This window comes from Streptosporangium sp. NBC_01639, assembly GCF_045209755.1.
Classification (GTDB): Bacteria; Actinomycetota; Actinomycetes; order Streptosporangiales; family Streptosporangiaceae; genus Streptosporangium.
Window position 1 is genome coordinate 196,873 of the sequence record NZ_CP109272.1, and the last position, 17,794, is coordinate 214,666.

General features: G+C 70.3%; 18 protein-coding genes. 7 read left to right on the top strand and 11 right to left on the bottom strand.

The window, feature by feature from the left end:
* Window positions 1–173: 173 nt before the first annotated feature.
* From OHA77_RS00945 to OHA77_RS00965, 5 genes are all read right to left on the bottom strand, one after another.
* Window positions 174–1,736, bottom strand: a complete 1,563-nt coding sequence (locus tag OHA77_RS00945) for an FAD-dependent monooxygenase (protein WP_406315374.1) — start codon at window positions 1,734–1,736, stop codon at window positions 174–176.
* An 83-nt stretch (window positions 1,737–1,819) separates the two neighbouring features.
* The gene (locus OHA77_RS00950; protein WP_406315376.1) at window positions 1,820–2,449 is read right to left on the bottom strand and encodes a TetR family transcriptional regulator; all 630 of its coding nucleotides are present in this window, start codon (window positions 2,447–2,449) and stop codon (window positions 1,820–1,822) included.
* A 247-nt stretch (window positions 2,450–2,696) separates the two neighbouring features.
* A complete protein-coding gene (locus tag OHA77_RS00955) occupies window positions 2,697–3,218 on the bottom strand; it encodes a GNAT family N-acetyltransferase (protein WP_406315378.1) in 522 nt (173 codons plus the stop codon).
* A 17-nt stretch (window positions 3,219–3,235) separates the two neighbouring features.
* On the bottom strand, window positions 3,236–4,171 hold the full coding sequence (locus OHA77_RS00960; protein ID WP_326822563.1) for a TIGR03620 family F420-dependent LLM class oxidoreductase: 936 nt from the start codon (window positions 4,169–4,171) through the stop codon (window positions 3,236–3,238).
* Entirely contained in the window at window positions 4,168–5,091 is a 924-nt protein-coding gene (locus tag OHA77_RS00965; protein WP_406315380.1) for an NmrA/HSCARG family protein, read from the bottom strand. Before OHA77_RS00965 ends, OHA77_RS00960 begins: the two co-directional genes overlap by 4 nt.
* Before the next feature lie 119 nt (window positions 5,092–5,210).
* On the opposite strand from OHA77_RS00965, the gene OHA77_RS00970 reads away from it, so the two are divergent.
* Window positions 5,211–5,819 carry a TetR/AcrR family transcriptional regulator gene (locus OHA77_RS00970; RefSeq protein ID WP_406315381.1) on the top strand — a complete coding sequence of 203 codons (609 nt, stop codon included), beginning with the start codon at window positions 5,211–5,213 and terminating at the stop codon, window positions 5,817–5,819.
* A gap of 47 nt (window positions 5,820–5,866) precedes the next feature.
* Here OHA77_RS00970 and OHA77_RS00975 read toward each other — a convergent pair whose 3' ends face one another.
* Window positions 5,867–7,330: a GNAT family N-acetyltransferase gene (locus tag OHA77_RS00975; protein WP_406315383.1), complete on the bottom strand. Its 1,464-nt coding sequence runs from the start codon at window positions 7,328–7,330 to the stop codon at window positions 5,867–5,869.
* Between the two features lie 260 nt (window positions 7,331–7,590).
* Here OHA77_RS00975 and OHA77_RS00980 point away from each other — a divergent pair, with 260 nt between their 5' ends.
* Window positions 7,591–8,325 carry a TetR/AcrR family transcriptional regulator gene (locus tag OHA77_RS00980; RefSeq protein WP_406315385.1) on the top strand — a complete coding sequence of 245 codons (735 nt, stop codon included), beginning with the start codon at window positions 7,591–7,593 and terminating at the stop codon, window positions 8,323–8,325.
* 72 nt (window positions 8,326–8,397) lie between these two features.
* Here the strand turns inward: OHA77_RS00980 and OHA77_RS00985 are convergent, their stop codons facing one another.
* On the bottom strand, window positions 8,398–8,922 hold the full coding sequence (locus tag OHA77_RS00985) for a DinB family protein (protein WP_326822558.1): 525 nt from the start codon (window positions 8,920–8,922) through the stop codon (window positions 8,398–8,400).
* 425 nt (window positions 8,923–9,347) lie between these two features.
* Here OHA77_RS00985 and OHA77_RS00990 point away from each other — a divergent pair, with 425 nt between their 5' ends.
* From OHA77_RS00990 to OHA77_RS01010, 5 genes are all read left to right on the top strand, one after another.
* The gene (locus tag OHA77_RS00990) at window positions 9,348–10,181 is read left to right on the top strand and encodes a pentapeptide repeat-containing protein (protein WP_406315386.1); all 834 of its coding nucleotides are present in this window, start codon (window positions 9,348–9,350) and stop codon (window positions 10,179–10,181) included.
* Between the two features lie 133 nt (window positions 10,182–10,314).
* Window positions 10,315–11,310 carry an NAD-dependent epimerase/dehydratase family protein gene (locus OHA77_RS00995; RefSeq protein WP_406315387.1) on the top strand — a complete coding sequence of 332 codons (996 nt, stop codon included), beginning with the start codon at window positions 10,315–10,317 and terminating at the stop codon, window positions 11,308–11,310.
* A gap of 217 nt (window positions 11,311–11,527) precedes the next feature.
* Complete coding sequence (locus OHA77_RS01000; protein WP_406315389.1) at window positions 11,528–12,337, top strand: putative protein N(5)-glutamine methyltransferase; 810 nt, start codon at window positions 11,528–11,530, stop codon at window positions 12,335–12,337.
* 196 nt (window positions 12,338–12,533) lie between these two features.
* Window positions 12,534–12,938, top strand: a complete 405-nt coding sequence (locus OHA77_RS01005) for a nuclear transport factor 2 family protein (RefSeq protein WP_326822554.1) — start codon at window positions 12,534–12,536, stop codon at window positions 12,936–12,938.
* A 269-nt stretch (window positions 12,939–13,207) separates the two neighbouring features.
* Window positions 13,208–14,125 carry a class I SAM-dependent methyltransferase gene (locus tag OHA77_RS01010; protein ID WP_406315391.1) on the top strand — a complete coding sequence of 306 codons (918 nt, stop codon included), beginning with the start codon at window positions 13,208–13,210 and terminating at the stop codon, window positions 14,123–14,125.
* On the opposite strand, the gene OHA77_RS01015 is transcribed toward OHA77_RS01010, so the two are convergent.
* The 4 genes from OHA77_RS01015 to OHA77_RS01030 form a co-directional block, all read right to left on the bottom strand.
* Window positions 14,033–15,358 (bottom strand): lipopolysaccharide biosynthesis protein, encoded by a 1,326-nt coding sequence (locus tag OHA77_RS01015; RefSeq protein WP_406315393.1) that lies wholly within the window; start codon window positions 15,356–15,358, stop codon window positions 14,033–14,035. The genes OHA77_RS01010 and OHA77_RS01015 overlap by 93 nt on opposite strands.
* Window positions 15,355–15,627 carry a hypothetical protein gene (locus OHA77_RS01020; RefSeq protein WP_406315395.1) on the bottom strand — a complete coding sequence of 91 codons (273 nt, stop codon included), beginning with the start codon at window positions 15,625–15,627 and terminating at the stop codon, window positions 15,355–15,357. The genes OHA77_RS01015 and OHA77_RS01020 overlap by 4 nt, the downstream gene beginning before the upstream one ends.
* A complete protein-coding gene (locus OHA77_RS01025; RefSeq protein WP_406315396.1) occupies window positions 15,615–16,718 on the bottom strand; it encodes a glycosyltransferase in 1,104 nt (367 codons plus the stop codon). Before OHA77_RS01025 ends, OHA77_RS01020 begins: the two co-directional genes overlap by 13 nt.
* 192 nt (window positions 16,719–16,910) lie before the next feature.
* Window positions 16,911–17,780 (bottom strand): universal stress protein, encoded by an 870-nt coding sequence (locus tag OHA77_RS01030; RefSeq protein WP_406315398.1) that lies wholly within the window; start codon window positions 17,778–17,780, stop codon window positions 16,911–16,913.
* Window positions 17,781–17,794: the final 14 nt, after the last annotated feature.

The following is a 17,794-nucleotide window of genomic DNA, read 5'->3' on the forward strand; positions in this document are numbered from 1 at the left end:
CGGCACCGCACCGCGAGAAGGACGGCCCGGCAGCCGGTGCCGCGTTCCGTGGCGCGGGTCACCGGGATCGTCTCCTCCGGCGATCTGCCGTCCGGCCGCACCTTCCCCCGGCGACACATCGCCGGGGGAAGGCCCCGTCCACCCGTTGTCGCGCATGGGACGGTCTCACCGTGTCAGCCCGCGGCGCCGAACCACCGGGTCAGGGCCGTACGGAGGACTTCCCTCTCGTGCGGGTCCGGGCGGGGTGAGGACGAGGCCCAGGCGATGTAGCAGTCGGGCCGCAGCAGCAGAGCGGTGGCCGGGGCAGCGGGGTCCGGGGAGCGTGCGGCGACGACGTCCACCCGGTCGCGCCATCCGGACAGCTCCTCGGTGAGCGACGCGTCCTCCGTCAGGTCCAGCAGCAGCGGCCGGGCGTCCCTGGTCAGCTCGGCGAGCCGGACGGGACCGGTCCCGGTGTCCGGCAGCAGGTCGGGGGCCCACCGGCCGGCCAGCGGATGGGCGTCGCCGGCGCCCATGTCGTAGCGGATGTCCGCGCCGGCCATCATGTCCGCGATGTGCTGGACGTTCCGCCGGTCGTGGAGCAGTTCCGTGAACAGCTCGCGCAGCGCGGTGACCTCACCGCCTGGGGCGATCAGCGCGGCCTGCGCCCGGGTGTGCATGACCACCCGCTGAGCGACCGGTCGCCGCTCGGTCTCGTAGCTGTCCAGCAGCCCGGGCGGGGCCCAGCCGCGGATCTCGGCGGCGAGCTTCCAGCCCAGGTTGACCGTGTCCTGCAGGCCCAGGTTGAGCCCGGGCCCACCGATCGCGGAGTGCACGTGGGCGGCATCGCCGACCAACAGTACCCGGCGATCCCGGAATCGGTCGGCCAGCCGGGTGTTGCCGCCGGTCAGCCGGCGCAGGAGGTGCGGCCCCTGCCCTTCGGGCGGGCCGAGCGGCAGGTCGGCCCCGAGCACCCGGCGGACGCTCTCCCGCAACTCGTCCAGGGTCAGCGGCGGCCGGTCGTCACCCTCGGCCTCGGCCGGATCCCACTCCGTGGCGCTCACCACGGTCGGGCGGGAGGGGAACGGGGCGAACACGAACAAACCGCGCTCGGTGCGGTGGTGCATGAACGGCGGGATGGCCCCGTAGCCGGGCAGGTTCAGTCCACCGGTGACCGGATCGATCATCGCGGCCGGAACGGTGGCGTGCGCGGTGCGGGAGACCATGTTGTCCGTGGTCACGCCGGGGAAGCCGATGCCCGACAGCTTCCGCGTCAGGCTGCGCCCGCCATCCGCTCCGACCAGGTAGCGGGTACGCAACCGGTAGGAGCCGGTGGGTCCGGCGATGTCGGCGGTGACCGCGTCGTCGTCCTGTGACAGTCCGGTGAGTTCGTGTCCTCGGCGGATCTCGACGCCGAGCTCGATGGCGCGCTCCTCCAGGACCTGTTCGACGCGGCGCTGCGGCACCGGCAGCCCGTAGAGCGGATTGTCGTCCAGTGTGCTCAGATCCAGCGGCAGCGCGCCGAAGACGAAGGACGGCCCCGGTCGCGGCGGCTCCTTGCTGTCGCTGAGGCGTCCGTACAGGCCTCGGCGGTCGAGCATCCGCACCACCTGGCCGACCAGGCCGTTGGCCCGGTTCTCCTCGGTGCGTCCGGGCAGTCGTTCCAGCACCACCGGCCGGACTCCGGCCAGGCTCAGTTCGCAGGCCAGCATCAGACCGTTCGGGCCGGCTCCGGCGATGACCACGTCGACGGACATGGCGGTCCTCCTTGGGGATAAGGGCATGGCGGATCGACCGGCGGCGCCGGTTGATCGGATCGGGTCAGGCCGGGGCCCGAGAATCAGGGAATGGGCAGCCCTGCGGAGATCTGGCGGAGCGCATCGCGCAGCAGTGGCACGATCGAGACGGGCGGGTCGGCGCGCAGCCACTGTTCCATCGTCACCGCGATGGCGCTCCCGACCGTGCCGGCCACCAGCCGCGGGTACAGGTCGCGGGCGACGTCGGTGCCGGTGCGCTCGGCGATCGCGGCGGCGAACTCGGCCTCGGCGGCCGCGTTGGCCTTGAAGAACTCGCCCTGCAGAGACGGCTCGGTGACCATCAGACGGACCCCGGCGAGCCATCGCTGCTCCAGCGTGCTCTCCTTTTCGGCCTCCTGCCCCAGCGTGAACTGCGCCAGCGCCGCGTTGGTGATCGACTCCCAGAGCGGTTCGGTCGCCGGCCGGGCGCGCAGCTCCGCCGCGATCCGCCGGGCTCGCTCGAGGTGCCGGTCGGCGATCGCCTCGGCCTTGCTGGAGAAGTAGTTGTTGAAGGTGCGGGGGGAGACGCCGACTTCGGCGGCGATGTCCTCCACCCGGACGTTGTCCAGCCCGCGCTCCACGGTGAGGCGGATGGTCGCCCAGCTCAATGCGGTGCGGGTCTCCTGCTTTTTACGCTCCCGCAGTCCTACGCGCTCGCCGTCTTCGGTGCTCATGACGACCACTCTAGCAATTTTTTCGTGATCAGAAAATATTCGTATCACGCAAAATTTCCGGCTTGATCGTTCTCTCCCATACGGCCCGGGGGGTTCCGGAACGGGCACGGGAGCCCGCCTTACAGCCGGCAGCACCCGTCGGCCGCCCGCGCCCCTGGACATCCCCAGAGCATCCCCGGGCGAGAGGTGACGACCTCATCCCGCCGACCCGGGCGTCGGCGGTTCGGCGGAGGCGGCCGGGCGGGTATCAGTCACCGGCCGGCGTGAGGTCGCACTGCATGAGTGTCGTGTCGATCCAGCGGCCGTGCTTGTGGCCGACACCGCCGAGCCGGCCCGCGTGCGTGAACCCGAACGCGCGGTGCAGCGCGACCGAGGCGTCGTCACCGGTGTCGGCGATGACCGCGATCACCTGCCGCACCCCGGCGTTCGCGCACCCGGCCAGCAGGGCACCGAGCAGGGCACGCCCCCACCCCCGGCCGGTCCAGCCGGGGGCGAGGTAGATGGTGTCCTCGACGGTGTGCCGATAGGCGGGCTTGGGCCGCCATGGCCCCGCGTAGGCATAGCCGATCACCTCTCCGCCCACCTCCGCGACCAGGAACGGCAACCGGCGGTCCGCCAGGTCGTCGAGCCGCTGCCGCCAGTGCGCGACGACCGGCGGAACCTCTTCGAAGGTGCTGACACCGCTGATGACGTAGTGGGAGAAGATCTCGGCTATGCGGTCGAGGTCCCCGGCTCCGGCCGGCCGGACGACACCTTCCCGAGTCGACATGAGTCCTTCCCATTTCTCTATGGCGAATATCGATTCGTGGTGCCGGGCGTGAACTTCGAGTGGTCCGCACCATCCTGCCACCGCACTGCGACGCCGGCGAGTTCGCGCCACTGCCGGATGGGCGGCGTCCGGGGAGTGGCCGTGAGGACGTAGAGACTTACATGGTCGGCGCCGGCCTCAAGGTGTTCTCCGACGCGATACGCGATGTCGTCGGTGCTCCCGCGGACCACCAGCGCGTCGACGAGCCGGTCGTCCAGGGAGTCGACCTCCTCGAACCCCAGGTCGTGCAGTAACGCGCGCCGGTTGGGGAGCAACGCGGCAGCGAAGGACCTCGCCAGTTCGGCGGAGTTCGAGCGGTCCGGATCCAGGATGACGAGCTGGGTGACGGCCAGCAGCGCCTCCGGCCCGAGCACGGCCCTGGCGTTCCTGGTGTGCTGGACCGGCATGCCCAACGGGTGCGCGCCCCAGGTCCGTTCACCCGCGAGTTCGAGCATCTCCGCACCCAGCGCCGCGAGCACCCGGCGCGGCATGGGTGATGGTGATACGGACGGCGCGGCGTCCATCGCGTCCAGGTAGCCGCGCATGGTCTCCGGCGGGGGGCCGAAACGGTGGCCGCGGACGTCTTCGGCAAGGCTGGGATGGCTCTCCCAGAGTCCGAGCAGAAAACGTCCGGGGAACGCCTCATCCAGGGTGCGCTGTCCGGCTGCGGCGGTCACCGCGTCGCGCGCGTAGATGTCGGCGGCTCCGGCGGCCACCACGATCCGCCGGGTGGCCGACAGCAGGACCCCGGCCTGCGCCATGGCTTCGCGACCGGTCGTCTCAGGGAACCACAGCGTTCCGTAGCCCGCGTCTTCGATGGCCGCCGCGGCGTCGCGGACCCCGGCCATGGGATAGTCGTCCAGGCCGCCCGCCCAGACCCCGATGCGCCCGAGGTCGGGCCCCTGACCGCTCACGCGTCCCGCTCCCCAGCGCGTTGGGCGGTGAGGAACGCCGTGATCTGAGCCGCACCGGTCCGCTCAAGCCAGGTGCGGAAGTCCATCAGACCGGGGTGGATCTGCCGCGCGGCGGCGATGTCGGCCCGGTAGCCACGTTCGTTGAGCCATTCGTAGGCGAACGCGAACTCCGCACCGACCTGCCGGATCGCCTCGATCGGAATCTGCACGTACGGCAGGGGCCGGCCAATCGACTCCCCGATGGCTTCGGCGATCCGCCGGGGGGTCAGCTCGTCACCGGCCAGGTCGATCACCCGGCCGATCCACTCGGCCGGGTGATCGAAGGCCAGCGCGGCGAAGACGCCGACGTCGTCGACGGCCATGATCTGCTGCGGCACGTCGGGCTCGAACGCGGTGGTCACCGTACCGTCGTGCAGGTGATATCCGCCGGTGTAGTTCTCCATGAAGGAGGCCGGCCGCAAGATCGTCGCAGGTAGGCCGAGCTCGGCGATGTGCCGCTCGATCCGCCACTTGCTCACCAGGTTCTGCGGCAGCGCCTCACTGCCGTGGCGGCCCGCCCCGGCGACGGAGGTGTAGACGAGGTGCCGGATACCGGCGGCATGGGCCGCTTCGGCCACGTTGACCCCCCAGCGGACCTCGTCGTCCGCGGTGAAGTCCGGCGCGGTGCCGGGGGAACCGACGGTGGGCTGGACGCTGAACATGCCGTAGGCGCCCTCCGCCGCCGCGATCAGGGAGGCGGTGTCCTCCATCTCGCCGCGTACGATCTGCGCGCCCGCTCCGGCCAGGGCTTTCGCCGACGCGCCGTCCGGATCGCGGGTCAGTGCCCGCACCTGCCAGCCGCCGGCGAGCAGATGCGCCGTCACGACGCCGCCCTGCAGTCCGGTCGCGCCTACCACCACGATGGTCTTTCCGGTGTCCACGGTCTCTCCTGGAGGTCGTTTGCCCAGAGGGGGCCATCCCAATAAGTGGGGTGGCCTTCCGTTTATGTTCGGCTACGATATGGAGGACCACCCCGTTTGGCAAGTTCACCGGAGGTTCGATGTCCCAGGGCAGTGCCGCGCCGATCCCGGCCGGGCGGCCGGCGCGCGCCGACGCGCGTCGCAACTACGACCGGATCCTCGTCGCCGCCGAAGCCGCCATCGCCCGGCACGGGGCCGAAGCCTCGCTGGAGGAGATCGCCCGGCATGCCGGGGTCGGCTCCGCCACCCTGCACCGGCACTTCCCCTCCCGCCAGGCACTGCTGGAGGCCGTCTTCCGGGACAAGGTGGAGTCCCTCTGCGCGGGCGCGCGCCGCCTGGCCGCCGAGCTCGACCCCGGGCCCGCGCTGATCGCCTGGCTGCGCGCCGTCGGCGTACACGCCGCGTCCAACCGCGGCCTGGCGACGTCGCTGCTGCGCGGCGCCCACGACAGTGACTCGACCTGGGGCGACACCTGCCACACGATGATCCTGAACGCCGGCGGTGAACTGCTGGAGGGCGCCCGCCAGGCACGTGCCATCCGCTCCGACGTCGCCATCACCGACCTGCTGAAGCTCGTCAACGCCATCTCACTGGCCACCGAGCGGGAACCCGACGGCGCGGCCGAGGCCGACCGGCTGCTCACCCTCGCCATCAACGGCGTACAGCCCGGCCCGATGGCAGAGGGGTGAGGCTCCGCGACCGGTCGGCCTCGCCGAGACCTTCGGTCCGGCGGGGCTCAGCGCCGGGATCGGTAGTGATAGCTGTGTGAGGGGATGAATCCGATCCGGGTGTAGAGGGCGCGGGCCGCTTCGTTCTCCTCTTCGACCTGGAGATAGAGACGGCCGGCTCCCTGATCGGCCGCCCAGCGGGCGCCGGCGCCCAGGACCGCGGTCGCGACGCCCCGGCGGCGGTGGCCGGGATGGGTCGCCATGCAGAAGACGCCCGCCCAGCCGGAGTCGGCCACGAAGAGGCCCATGCCGGCCGTCCGCCCGGCGGTCGTGACGGCCAGGAATGCGGTGGGAGCGGCGATACGGGCGATGACCTCGCTGCCGTCCGGGCGGTCGTTCAGCTCGGCGAAGAGCCGGGGCCAGCGGGCACGGTCGTCCACCGTTTCGACGGTGGTGGTCGAGGCGGTCGCGGCGATGACGTCGGCGGTCGGGGCGGTGAGCACCAGGGTCCTGCCGTTGAGGATGTAGCCGCGGGCCGCCAGCGAGGCGTCGAGCGAGCGATGGTGTTCGGCGGGGCACACCTGGACGCATGCCGGCTGTCCCCGTTCTCCGTAGAAGGTCTCGACCTCGTCGATCATGGTTGCCCGGCCGAACAGGGGCAGCGCGGAGTTCGAGCGTCTCCGGGTCACGCCGGGGGTGTGCCTCAGCCGCCAGCCCCCGCGGTCCTCCACGGACGAGGCGGGCCAGGCCTGGACGGCGCGCCGTTCGATCTGCCAGGCGGCCGAGGCGCCGCAGAGCCTCACGAGTTCGGGGACCAGCTTGGCGAGCAGGTCTTCGTCCTGGGGACGGGCGGGCTCGTATTCGGTCACACCCAGTCCCACGATCTCGAACCGCGAGGCCAGGGCGGCGATCTGATCGATCAGCCCCTCGGGGAGCAGCCCTCCGGGTTCCGGGGTGCCGACGGAGCCGAAGACCTCCGGGTCGAGCACGTCGAGGTCGAGATGGATGTAGAGCACCGCCCCGTCTGCGAGTGCGGACAGGTCACCCAGGCCCGCCTCCCGTATGAAATCGGATTCGCCGGAATCCAGCGCGCGGACCCCGGCGAGGACGACCTGCTCCGGTCGGAGCGCCTGATCGGGCACCAGGTCGGGGGGCCCGTCACCGAGGAGTGTGCGCAGCACCATGCCGTGGAAGGCGCCCGAAGGGGACGAGTCGGGGGTGTTGAGATCGCCGTGAGCGTCGAACCATACGACCGTCAACCGGTCACCGTGCTGCCGCAGGGCCGCCGAGATCGGTTCGAGCTCCACACCGCAGTCTCCGCCGACCGTGACCACGAAGCCGCTCTCGATCCGCGAAAGCGCGTCACGGGTCCTCGCAGCGGTCTCCGCGAGGGTCTCGCCGATCGCCACGCGTACGTGCTCGGCGTCGGGGACCATGGCGGCCAGCCGGTCCGCCCCGGCGGCCAGCCGGGCGGCCGTCAACGAGGACGATCCCTGCCACTGGGGCACCTCAATCACCGTTACCTGGGACAACGCTCTACTCCTCATGTCGCGAGGTCACAGTTTCGCGTGTTCCGATCAGCAAGGTCTACTTCAAATTCCTTCAGCTGTCATCAAGGCATCCTTGATGGTGGATCCGGTCCGTCTCCGCCTGGATGTCAGGTCGCGTACGGGCGGCTCTGGGTTCGCGCTCTGCGTACATCGCATCTATGCGAATACAACGTACACATGTTGGGTACGTTGTATAATTCTGATGCGATGTACACATCGCGACCAGGAAGGAGGCCGCATCCGTGGCCGCTCAGAAGAAGGGCGACGACAGGGCGCACACCTCCCTGTGGGAACGTCTTGAACGCCCCGCATCGGCACCCCGCCAGCCACTGACGCCCCATCGGATCGCCGCCACGGCAGTAGAGATCGCCGACGCGGAGGGGCTTGACGCCATCACTATGCGACGTCTGGCCACCGAGCTGGGTGTCGCCCCCATGGCGGCGTACCGCTACGTGTCAGGCAAGGACGACGTCCTGGAGTTGATGGTCGACCTGGTCCACGCCGAACTGGAACCTTCCGACGCCACCGGCTGGCGGGAGACTTTGCGGACTCTCGCCCTGCACACCCGCGCCCTGATGCTGAGACATCCATGGCTCACCGAGCTCACCCCGCAGGTGACGTTCTCCCTGACCCCGAACCGGATGGCCGTGGCGGAGCGGGCGCTGACCGCGCTCGACGGCCTGGGGCTGGACGGCGACACCATGATGGCCGTCGTCTACACCGTCGACTCCTACGTACACGGCGCCACCCATTCCGAGATCGCCGTGCTCCGGCTGATGGAGGGCCGGGGATGGTCCAGCGGTGACGAGACGAGGGAGGGACTGGCGCCGCAGATGATGTGGCTCATAGGCACCGGCCGCTACCCGGCCTACCAGCGCTACCTTGACAACGCCGCCCGCAAGGACGACCCGCAGTGGCGGTTCGAGACCGGGCTGGACTGTGTGCTCGACGGCATCGTCGCACGCATGGGCCTCTGAAACCGGCGGCGTTCACCCGGCGGGGCAGCGCATTCTGCGGCCGTCCCGAGGCCCGACCGCGCCGTCTCGGTCTCACTCCCCGGTGGCGCCGTCGATCCGTTCGCGGAGAAGGTCCGCGTGGCCGTTGTGGCGGGCGTACTCCTCGATCATATGGAGGAACACCCAGCGCAGGCTCATCTCGACCTGCCGGTGTGCGTGGTGGAAGGTCTCCTCGAGGGAATGCCCGGCCGCCGCCACCCGGGCCAGTTCGATCTCACGGGCAAAGGTTGCGAAGTCCGCCTCCGCGTCGGCGGCGTCGATGTCGTCGATGTCGCCGTCGGGGTTGGTGTCCGTGTCGCAGTACAGGAAGTCGACCGGTTCGCCGGCGAACCTGCGCCGGAACCAGGAGCGCTCCACCTCCGCCATGTGGCGCACCAGACCGAGCAACGTCAAGCCCGACGGTTCGACGCTGCGCAGTGTGAGTTGTTCGGGAGTCAGCCCGGCGCATTTCAACGCAAGGGTCTGCCGGTGATGGTCGAGCCAGGCTTCCAGGAGGGTGCGCTCATCACCGACCGGCGGCACGTCGGCGCGTGTGCTCTGCGGAGCGGTCCAGGTCATCAGATCTCCTTGAGCGGGGATACCCCGCCGTCGAGCAGGGAGAATCGGGACCGATGGTACGGGTTCGAGTGGACGGACCACGACTCAGTGCTCCACGGGCACGCCGTCACCGGTGAAAAAATCAACCGTGGCACGCGGCGCGTCCGGAGCGAAACACATTTCCAGACCTTGGGCCGACCCTTCGGCCGCGGCGGCTCGTACCGGGTAAGCGCGGCCTCCAGGTCGTCTCCGTGCGCGATGACGGCCGGCACCGACTCGGCCCCGTCGAGCAGGGCGAGGTCTGCCCCCTCACCGGCGGAGGAAGCGACAGCCGGCGCGGCCGGTGGCATCCGGAGCGAGCCGGTAGCATCGGGTTCTGAGAGAATGCAGTCTCATCCCGAGCACGCCAAGAAGCGGTGCTCCCTCGCAGCAGGAGCTCAGGCACGTTGTCACAAAAGCACGGACACCCATCTCCTGATGCCGTCGGCCTCAACCTGCTGTCCGACTGCGGCAACTGTTTCGGACTGTGCTGTGTCGCGCTGCCCTTCGCCGCCTCGGCCGACTTCGCGACTGACAAGGCCGCCGGGCAGCCCTGCTCCAACCTGCAGGCCGACTTCCGCTGCGGCATCCACACCCAGCTGCGGCAGCGGGGCTTTTCCGGCTGCACCGTCTTCGACTGCTTCGGCGCGGGACAGAAGGTCTCCCAGGGCACCTTCGGCGGACAGGACTGGCGGCAGGCTCCGCACACCGCCCGGCAGATGTTCGACGTGTTCCCTGTCATGCGGCAGCTCCACGAACTCCTGTGGTATCTGGCCGAAGCTCTGACACTGCCACCGGCCCGCCCCCTGTACGGCGAGCTGCGCCGCGCGCTGGAGGAGACCGAACGCCTCACCGGCGGCAGCGCGCAGGAGCTCACGGAGTTGGACGTGGCAGCGCACCGGAGCGACGTCAACGCCCTACTGCTGCGCACGAGCGAACTCGTGCGGGCCGGGGTGGCGGGCCGTAAGAAGGACCGGAGGGGCGCCGATCTCATCGGGGCCAAACTCAGAGGCGCCGACCTGCGGGGCGCCAACCTCCGCGGGGCCTACCTCATCGCCGCCGATCTGCGGGGCGCCGACCTGCGAGACGCCGACCTGATCGGTGCCGACCTGCGAGACGCCGATCTGAGCGGCGCCGACCTCACCGGCAGTATCTTCCTGACCCAGTCTCAGCTCAACGCCGCCAGGGGCGATACCACCGCCAAACTGCCGGCGGCCCTCACCCGCCCCGCGCGCTGGTAGTCGGCGTCACGCCGAGGAGGCGCTGACGACTCCCCGCGCGGAGAGAACGGCACGGCTATGCCCTCAGCGAAGAAGGTCAAGCTCTGAGCGGATCCGAGGCGAGGCCCGTTCCGCTTGGCGCAAGCTGGGCGATATGAGACTTCTTGTACTAGGTGGGACGCATTTTGTAGGCCGGGCCGTGGTGGAGACGGCGCTGGCACGTGGCGCCGAGGTCACCACGCTCAATCGGGGAGTGAGCCGGCCCGCCGAGGCAGCGGTGACCTCGATCATCGCCGACCGGACCGACCCCGAGGCACTGCGCCGGGCCGTCGACGGCCGGGAGTGGGACGCCGTCATCGACACCTGGAGCGGAGCACCGCGCGTGCTCCGCGACTCATGCGGGCTGCTCGCCGACCGGGCCGGCCACTACGGCTACGTTTCCAGCCGGTCGGTCTACCGGTGGCCGATGCCGCTCGGTGGCGACGAACAGGCGCCACTGGTCGACGGCGATCCGGACGCCGACGACAGCGACGACTACGCCGTCACCAAACGCGGCGGCGAACTCGCCGTCCTCCGGGAGTTCGGCGACCGAGCCCTGCTCGCCCGCGCCGGGCTGGTGCTGGGCCCTTACGAGAACGTGGGAAGGCTGCCCTGGTGGCTGCGGCGTATCGAGCGCGGCGGTCGCGTTCTGGCGCCCGGCGATCCCGGCCGCCCGCTGCAGTACATCGACGCCAGGGACCTGGCCGGATGGATGCTCACCGCCGCCGAACGCGGGGTCGGCGGCGCCTTCAACGCCGTCAGCCACTCCGGGCACACCACCATGGGCGAGTTGCTCGAAGCAGCGGTGAAGGTGACCGGGTCGGAGGCCGAGCTGGTCTGGGTCGCCCCCGAGGTGCTCGACGAAGCCGGCATCAGCCCGTGGACCGAACTGCCGATCTGGCTGCCCGACGACGCCGAGTACGGCGGTATGCACGACTCGGACGTCTCCGCGGCCCACAACACCGGTCTCAGCTGCCGTCCGATCCAGGAGACGGTCAGCGACACCTGGGCCTGGCTCCAGGCCGAGGGCGACCCGCTGCTCCGCCCCGACAGACCCCGGCCCGGCCTCGACCCCGCCAAGGAGAGGCAGGTGCTCGACGGGCTCGCCTGACGGACCCGTCTCCCTGACCTGGAGACGCCCCAGAGGGGCACCGGGACCTGTCCGCCGCATGCGGCTGGTAGGGTTTCCCTCTCCAGAAGTGGACGTACCGAGAAGGAGGTGAGACCCATTACCGCTGTATCAGGCCGGGTGCTCTCACCTCACGGCCGTACGGTCCACCCGGCATAGGTGACCGAGAGAGCGCCCTTCGGCATTCCGAAAGGTTCTCATGTCGCTTTCCCCGTCGCCTCTCCCACCGTCCGTCATCGTCACCAGGCTGCGGGCCGCCGGCTGTGTCTTCGCCGAGGATGAGGCACGATTGCTCATCTCCACGGCACGGACGCCGGACGATCTCGCCGTCATGGTGGAGCAGCGCGTCGTCGGCCTGCCCCTGGAGCACGTCCTGGGCTGGGCGGAGTTCTGCGGCCTGCGGATAGCCGTCGGCCCCGGGGTCTTCGTCCCCCGCCCCCGGACCGAGTTCCTCATCCGGCAGGCCATCACCCTCGCCCGTCAGATCCCCGCCGGGCCACGGCCTGTCATCGTCGACCTGTGCTGCGGGACGGGCGCGATGGGCGCCGCGCTGGCCATGGCACTGGAGGGGGTCGAGTTGCACGCCACCGACGTCGACCCCACAGCGGTGGAGTGCGCCCGTCGCAACCTCGCCGCCGCCGGTGGCCGGGTGTACGGAGGCGACCTTTATCAGCCGCTGCCGGCGACGCTGCGGGGGCGCGTCGACGTCCTGATCGCCAGCCCGCCCTACGTGCCCACCGAGGCGATCGGGCTGCTGCCGCCCGAGGCTCGCGTGCACGAGCCGCAGGTGGCGCTCGACGGCGGCGCGGACGGGCTTGACGTCGTGCGGCGAGTGATCGCCGAGGCGCCGCTGTGGCTGGCACCGGGCGGTCATCTGCTGGTCGAGACGAGCGAGCGGCAGGCGCCGCAGACCGTCGAAGCCGTCGCCCGTAGCGGACTGACCGCGCGGGTGGCCGGTTCCGACGAACTGGACGCCACCGTCGTCATCGGCACCAGGCCCGCCCCGTAGAGGGACGGCTCGGCCGTCCGTGACGTGTGCGACCCGCGGCCGTACGCGCCGCCGGTCTGCTCCGGAGTTGCTTATGGGGACTTCCCCGTTTAGTCTGGTGCGCACAAATGGGGAAGTCCCCATATCGATGCTCCAGGTGGGTCGCCGACCCGGGTCGACGGGTGGCTCGCATTGGAGCCCTGACAGAAGGACCACCATGGCGCTTGCCACCCAGGATCGCGTGGCCATCACCGAGCTGATTTCGATGCACGGCCACCTGATCGACGCCGGGGAACTCGACCGACTGCACGAACTGTTCACCGCCGACGTCACCTACGACGTCAGCGACCTGGGCGGGAGGACCATCGAAGGGCTGGCCGCGTTCCGCGATGCGTCACTGGAGATGGGCGAGCGCAATCCGGTCGGCCACCATGTGACGAACATCGTCATCACCGAGCTCGCCGACGATCACGTACGCGCCCTGTCCAAGGGCATCGGCGTCATGGCGGACGGCACCTGCGGAAGCGTGACCTACGAGGACACGATCTCGCGAGGCGACCGGGGCTGGCGGATCAGCCATCGCAGGATCATCGCGCGGCGGGCCCCGCTGGGCGCCGGGTAGGAACGACGCCACACCCTCGTACGGCATGCGAGCGGACGGAAACCGGGCGCGGACCTTTCTCTCCCGGCCGGTGCGACCTTCCCACCCCGGCGCCCCGGGCCGGTCGGACACCGCGCTTCTGATGAGGAGCGGAGCACCGGCCATCTCAGCGTTTCTTTCATAGTGTCGTCGACCGACTGCGATAAGTTATCGATCATGTTCGGAGTCCCTTCGCCGACCCGCTGTGCACATCACCGCGCACGGCGCGCGGCACATGGCAGGAGACAGCGATGGATGACAACCTTCTTCAGGTCCAGCGGGGTGACCGGTTCGCCTTCGGCCGCAACTGGAAGTCCTTCACCGGCCTCGTCGACGAAAGCCGCATCCGGTGCGCGATCGACTCGTTGCGAGCGGCCTTGGGTGTCGAGGACCTCGCGGGGCGCACCTTCCTGGATGTGGGCTGTGGCAGCGGCCTGTTCTCCCTCGCCGCGCACCGCCTGGGAGCACGGGTGCGTTCCTTCGACTTCGACGCCGAAGCGGTGGAGTCCGCTCTGCGGCTGCGGCGCGCCTTCGCTCCCGAGGCGTCATGGACGATCGAGCAGGGATCGATCCTGGACGGCGGTTACCTCGCCCGGTTGGGGACCTTCGACGTGGTCTACGCCTGGGGGGTCCTGCACCACACCGGTGCCATGTGGGACGCCTTCGACGCCGCCGTCGGACTCGTCGCCCCTGATGGGCTGCTGTTCGTCTCGCTCTACAACGACCAAGGCCGGGAAAGCCGGATCTGGACGGCCGTGAAGCGGCGCTACAACCGGTCGGGACCGGTGGTCCGCGGCGCCCTGATCGCCGGTAGTTCGGTGTACATCTACCGGGCGTGGCCCCTGGTCAAGGTCATGGGGTTGCTCCCCGGCCGGAACCGTTCCGCGCCTGCCCGGCCCCGGGGCATGTCGCGCTGGCACGACATGCTCGACTGGGTGGGCGGCTACCCGTTCGAGGTCTCCAAGCCCGAGCAGGTCCTCGCCCGGGCACGCAGGCACGACCTCGGTCTGCTGTATCTCCAGACGTGCGGAGGCGGACTCGGTTGCAACCAGTACGTGCTCCGCAGGCCGGGCGGGTCAGCCGGCGCGCAGGAGCCCGCGGAGCCGGCAGATGATCTCGCGCACCTCGGCGGCGCCCGGGCGGAGCCGGCGCACGGGCACTCCCGTTGAGTGCACGAACCAGCCCACCTGGGCTGCCGCGAGCGCCGTATAGGCGACCGTGGACGCCAGAGCACACCCCGCGACGCCCATCCGAGGGATCAGCAGGATGTTCAGGATGAGGTTCACCAGCAGCGCCGCACCGTACATCAGCGAGGTGAGTACCGGCAGGTCGAGGCGGAGCAGATAGACCGCGGCCGGCTTCGCCGCCGCTGCGGCCGCCACGCCCGGTGCGAGCACCAGCATCGGAACGATGCACGCCGCGAAAGCCGGACCGGCGGCGACCACCACCAGGAACGGTCCCGCCAGGCAGAAAACGATGATCGACGAAGCAGCGAGGACGACGGTGAGCCGGATCGTCCGAGCCGTGTACGTCGCAGCCGTCTCCTGGCTCGACTCCACCTGCCGGGGCAAGGCGATCTGAACCACCGCGTCGGTCATGGCCCGCAGCAGCTCGGCCGGCGTCACCGCCATGGAGTAGATCCCCACCGCCGTGGGTGTGCTCATGGCGTTCAGGAGCAGTATGTCGAGCCGCAGCAGCAGAAAATGACAGACGGAGCCCGGGTGGTGGCGCAGCCCGCACGACAGCGTACGGCCGACCAGCCGCCACTCACACGGCCGGCATACGGGTAGAGACGGCAGCAGCAACAGTAGGTTCGCCACAGCCGAGACGGTCCAGATGATCACTACCCACTCGACGGTGAGCCGTCCGAGAAACCCCAGAGCCGCCAGTGCGGAGCATTGGAGGGCCGCTCCGGCCAGCGAGGCCCGGTTGACGACCCCGGTACGGGCGCGCAGGACGTGCACATTGTTGACGTAGACGATCGCCAACATGACGGGCACCGCGGCCAGCCCCCAGGTCAGTGTGGAGCGCCCCGCAGCGGGCACCGTGGTGGCACCGGGAAGGAGCACGACGGCGAACGCGGCCCCCGCGGCCGCCGCGCCCACGGCGAGCCCCAGCCACAGGGCGTTCGCTGCGATCGCCGGCCGGTTGCCTTCCTGCGACCACAGGGCCGTCTGCGACTTCTCCACCGACAGGTTCCCCATGGCCGCCGCTGTGGTCGCGATGGTGACGATCACCCAGTAGACGCCGCGATCGCCCGGCCCCAGGGCACGGGCCACGATGACGCTGGTGAGACCTCCGGCCACGACGAGTGCCAGGCGGGTCAGGAGCAGGTGGGCCAGGCGGGTGGCGGTCGTGTCCCGGCCGTCGGTCGCGGCCGGGGGGAGCACCGGGGCGCTCACGTGAGCCGCAGTCGCCGCTGGCCGTCCACAGCCGGGGAGTTGTAGATCTCGCCGTCGAACACCGCCACCACCGTGCCGTCCTCGCTGTAGACGGGCTGGTCGCCGCCGGTCACCTCGACGATGGCCAGGCGGCGCATGCCGAGTACGGCCGAGGGCTCCACGTGCAGGCCGCTGCCGTCAGGGCCACGGTGCGCGATCGTCTGGCACATGTCGCGGACCGTCTCGGGGTCCACTCCGGCCGGGCAGCCGGCACCCGCTATCGCGCACATCGCTCCTCCAGGAGGCGCCGGTACAGTCCCAGATGCCGGTCGATCATGGAGTCGAGGCTGAGGTTGCCCAACGCCCAGGCGCGCGCGGCACGGCCGAGGGACGCGCTCAGGCAGGGATCACCCAACACGCGCGCCAGGGCGTCGGCCAGCGCCTGGGGGTTCTCCGGAGGGACCAGCAGGCCGCGCCCGTTCAGTAGTTCGCAGGTCCCGCCGACCGCGGTGGCGACGATCGGCTTACCCGCCGCCATCGCCTCCATGATCGCATTGCTCATCCCCTCGTGGAGGGAGGCGAGCACGGTCACCGACGCCCGGTGCAGCAGGGCTTCGACGTCGCAGCGCAGGCCGACCAGGCGCAGGTCCACGCCCAGGGTCGCCGCCTGCCGTGCCAAGGTGTCGCGTTCGGGTCCTTCACCGGCGAGTACCAGGGTGCACGGCGTGCCCCGGGTGGCCAGTAGCGCGGCGGCTTCGATGAGGCAGCGGTGGCCTTTGTGTGTCTTCAGGTTGGCCACGGAGCACACGACCGGCAGGTCGGTGACGATGGGAGCCGGTACGGCCGGCAGGAAGGCCGACTCGGGCAGCCCGTTGTAGATCACACTGATCTTCTCGGGGGCGAGGCCCTCCACCCTTTTGGCGTCCTCGGCGACGGCCACGGCGTTGGCCACCACATGCCGCGTCAGCCGGGTGGAGAGGCGTTCCAACGTGTAGCTCCCGTACCGGACCCGTTTGAAGACGCTCAGGCTGCGCCGCCCCGCCACGACGACCGGCACCCGGGCGAGCCAGGCGATCGGCGCGCCGACCACGTAGGCGTGGTAGAGGAAGGCGTGCAGCACGTCCGGTCTGAGCCGCCGCACCAACCTCAGGAGGCGTGCCGCCGCGAGCAGGTTGCGAGGAAGGGCCATCGGTCCCGTCGACAGCCCGGTGAACCTGGCGTTGTGCACGGAAACACCCGCGAGTTCCAGCGCGTCACGGTAGGGCCCGTCCGAGTGCAACGTCACCACGTCGACCGCCACACCGCTGCGGGCCAGCCCCGTGGCCAGCAGGAAAACCTGCTTTTCGGTGCCCCCTACCCTCAGTTGCCCGATCAGCAGCACGACACGACGGGGTCCGTTAAATGCTGGTTCAGTAGACAAGATCACCCTGTGACTACTCTTCACTTTCGTGATCTTACTTTGAGTGATCAGCACTGGCGGGTGAGGTGTCGCCATGGCCGGCAAGCGTGTCGTAAAAGGTGACCATCCACGCCAACCCGCACACCCCTCTCACGACCAGGGGGCATCGGGCGATCACAGAAGGCCCGGCGCCGCCGGGCCGGGGCTCACGACCAGGGGGCAGGTGGCGTGGTGAAGCAGCGAGTGGCTCACCGAGCCCAGGAGCAGCCCGGTCAGATCGCCTCGGCCACGCGATCCGACAACCAGCAGATCGGCCTGCGCCGAGGCGTACTTCAAAACGTCCACCGGATGCCCGCACTCCACGTGTTCGATGACCTTGACATCCGGATGGCTCTCGCCCCAGCCCGCCAGCGCCTCGGACAGCAGCCGCCGCTCCCCCTCGGCGGTCTCCTCCGCGACCGACAGGGCCGACGGCCCCCAGCCGCTGATGACCGGTAGGTGCCATGCGTGGACCGCTCGCAGGCCGGCGCCCCGCAGGGACGCCTCGGCGAAGGCGAATGCGAGAGCGGGCACACCGGTCGGGGAACCGTCGACACCGACGACCACCTCACCGTGGGGCTGCGCCGGCGAGCTGCGTATGACGGCGACCGGGCAGGTGGTCCGTCCGGTCACTCCCAGCGGGACCGACCCCAGCAGCATGCCGCGGAAGCCCCCCAGTCCATGGCTGCCGACCACCAGGAGCTCGGCGTCCTTCGCGGCCTCGGCCAGGACAAGGCGGGGGTCGCCCGGCAACAGTCGCGACTCCACCTGGACGCGGCCGTCTTCCTCCTGGACCCGTTCCACGGCCTCCGCCAGCATGGAGGCGGCACCGTCGCGCATCCATCGGCCCACGTCGGCGTGCGGAGCGTCCTCGGACATCTCCAGTGGCCAGGCCGGCATGACATGGACGACGCGCAGCCCGGTTCTGCGTAAACCGGCCTCCCGTATCGCCCAGCTCGCGGCCGCGAGACCGGCCCGCGAGCCGTCGACTCCCACCAGGATCATGATCTCCTCCTTCT

Coding starts and splice junctions, on each gene's coding strand:
- OHA77_RS00995 (WP_406315387.1), top strand. CDS start 10,315: ATGAGACTTCTTGTACTAGGTGGGACGCATTTTGTAGGCCGGGCCGTG.
- OHA77_RS01000 (WP_406315389.1), top strand. CDS start 11,528: ATGTCGCTTTCCCCGTCGCCTCTCCCACCGTCCGTCATCGTCACCAGG.
- OHA77_RS00950 (WP_406315376.1), bottom strand. CDS start 2,449: ATGAGCACCGAAGACGGCGAGCGCGTAGGACTGCGGGAGCGTAAAAAG.
- OHA77_RS01010 (WP_406315391.1), top strand. CDS start 13,208: ATGGATGACAACCTTCTTCAGGTCCAGCGGGGTGACCGGTTCGCCTTC.
- OHA77_RS01005 (WP_326822554.1), top strand. CDS start 12,534: ATGGCGCTTGCCACCCAGGATCGCGTGGCCATCACCGAGCTGATTTCG.
- OHA77_RS00985 (WP_326822558.1), bottom strand. CDS start 8,922: ATGACCTGGACCGCTCCGCAGAGCACACGCGCCGACGTGCCGCCGGTC.
- OHA77_RS01030 (WP_406315398.1), bottom strand. CDS start 17,780: ATGATCCTGGTGGGAGTCGACGGCTCGCGGGCCGGTCTCGCGGCCGCG.
- OHA77_RS00955 (WP_406315378.1), bottom strand. CDS start 3,218: ATGTCGACTCGGGAAGGTGTCGTCCGGCCGGCCGGAGCCGGGGACCTC.
- OHA77_RS01020 (WP_406315395.1), bottom strand. CDS start 15,627: ATGTGCGCGATAGCGGGTGCCGGCTGCCCGGCCGGAGTGGACCCCGAG.
- OHA77_RS00945 (WP_406315374.1), bottom strand. CDS start 1,736: ATGTCCGTCGACGTGGTCATCGCCGGAGCCGGCCCGAACGGTCTGATG.
- OHA77_RS00970 (WP_406315381.1), top strand. CDS start 5,211: ATGTCCCAGGGCAGTGCCGCGCCGATCCCGGCCGGGCGGCCGGCGCGC.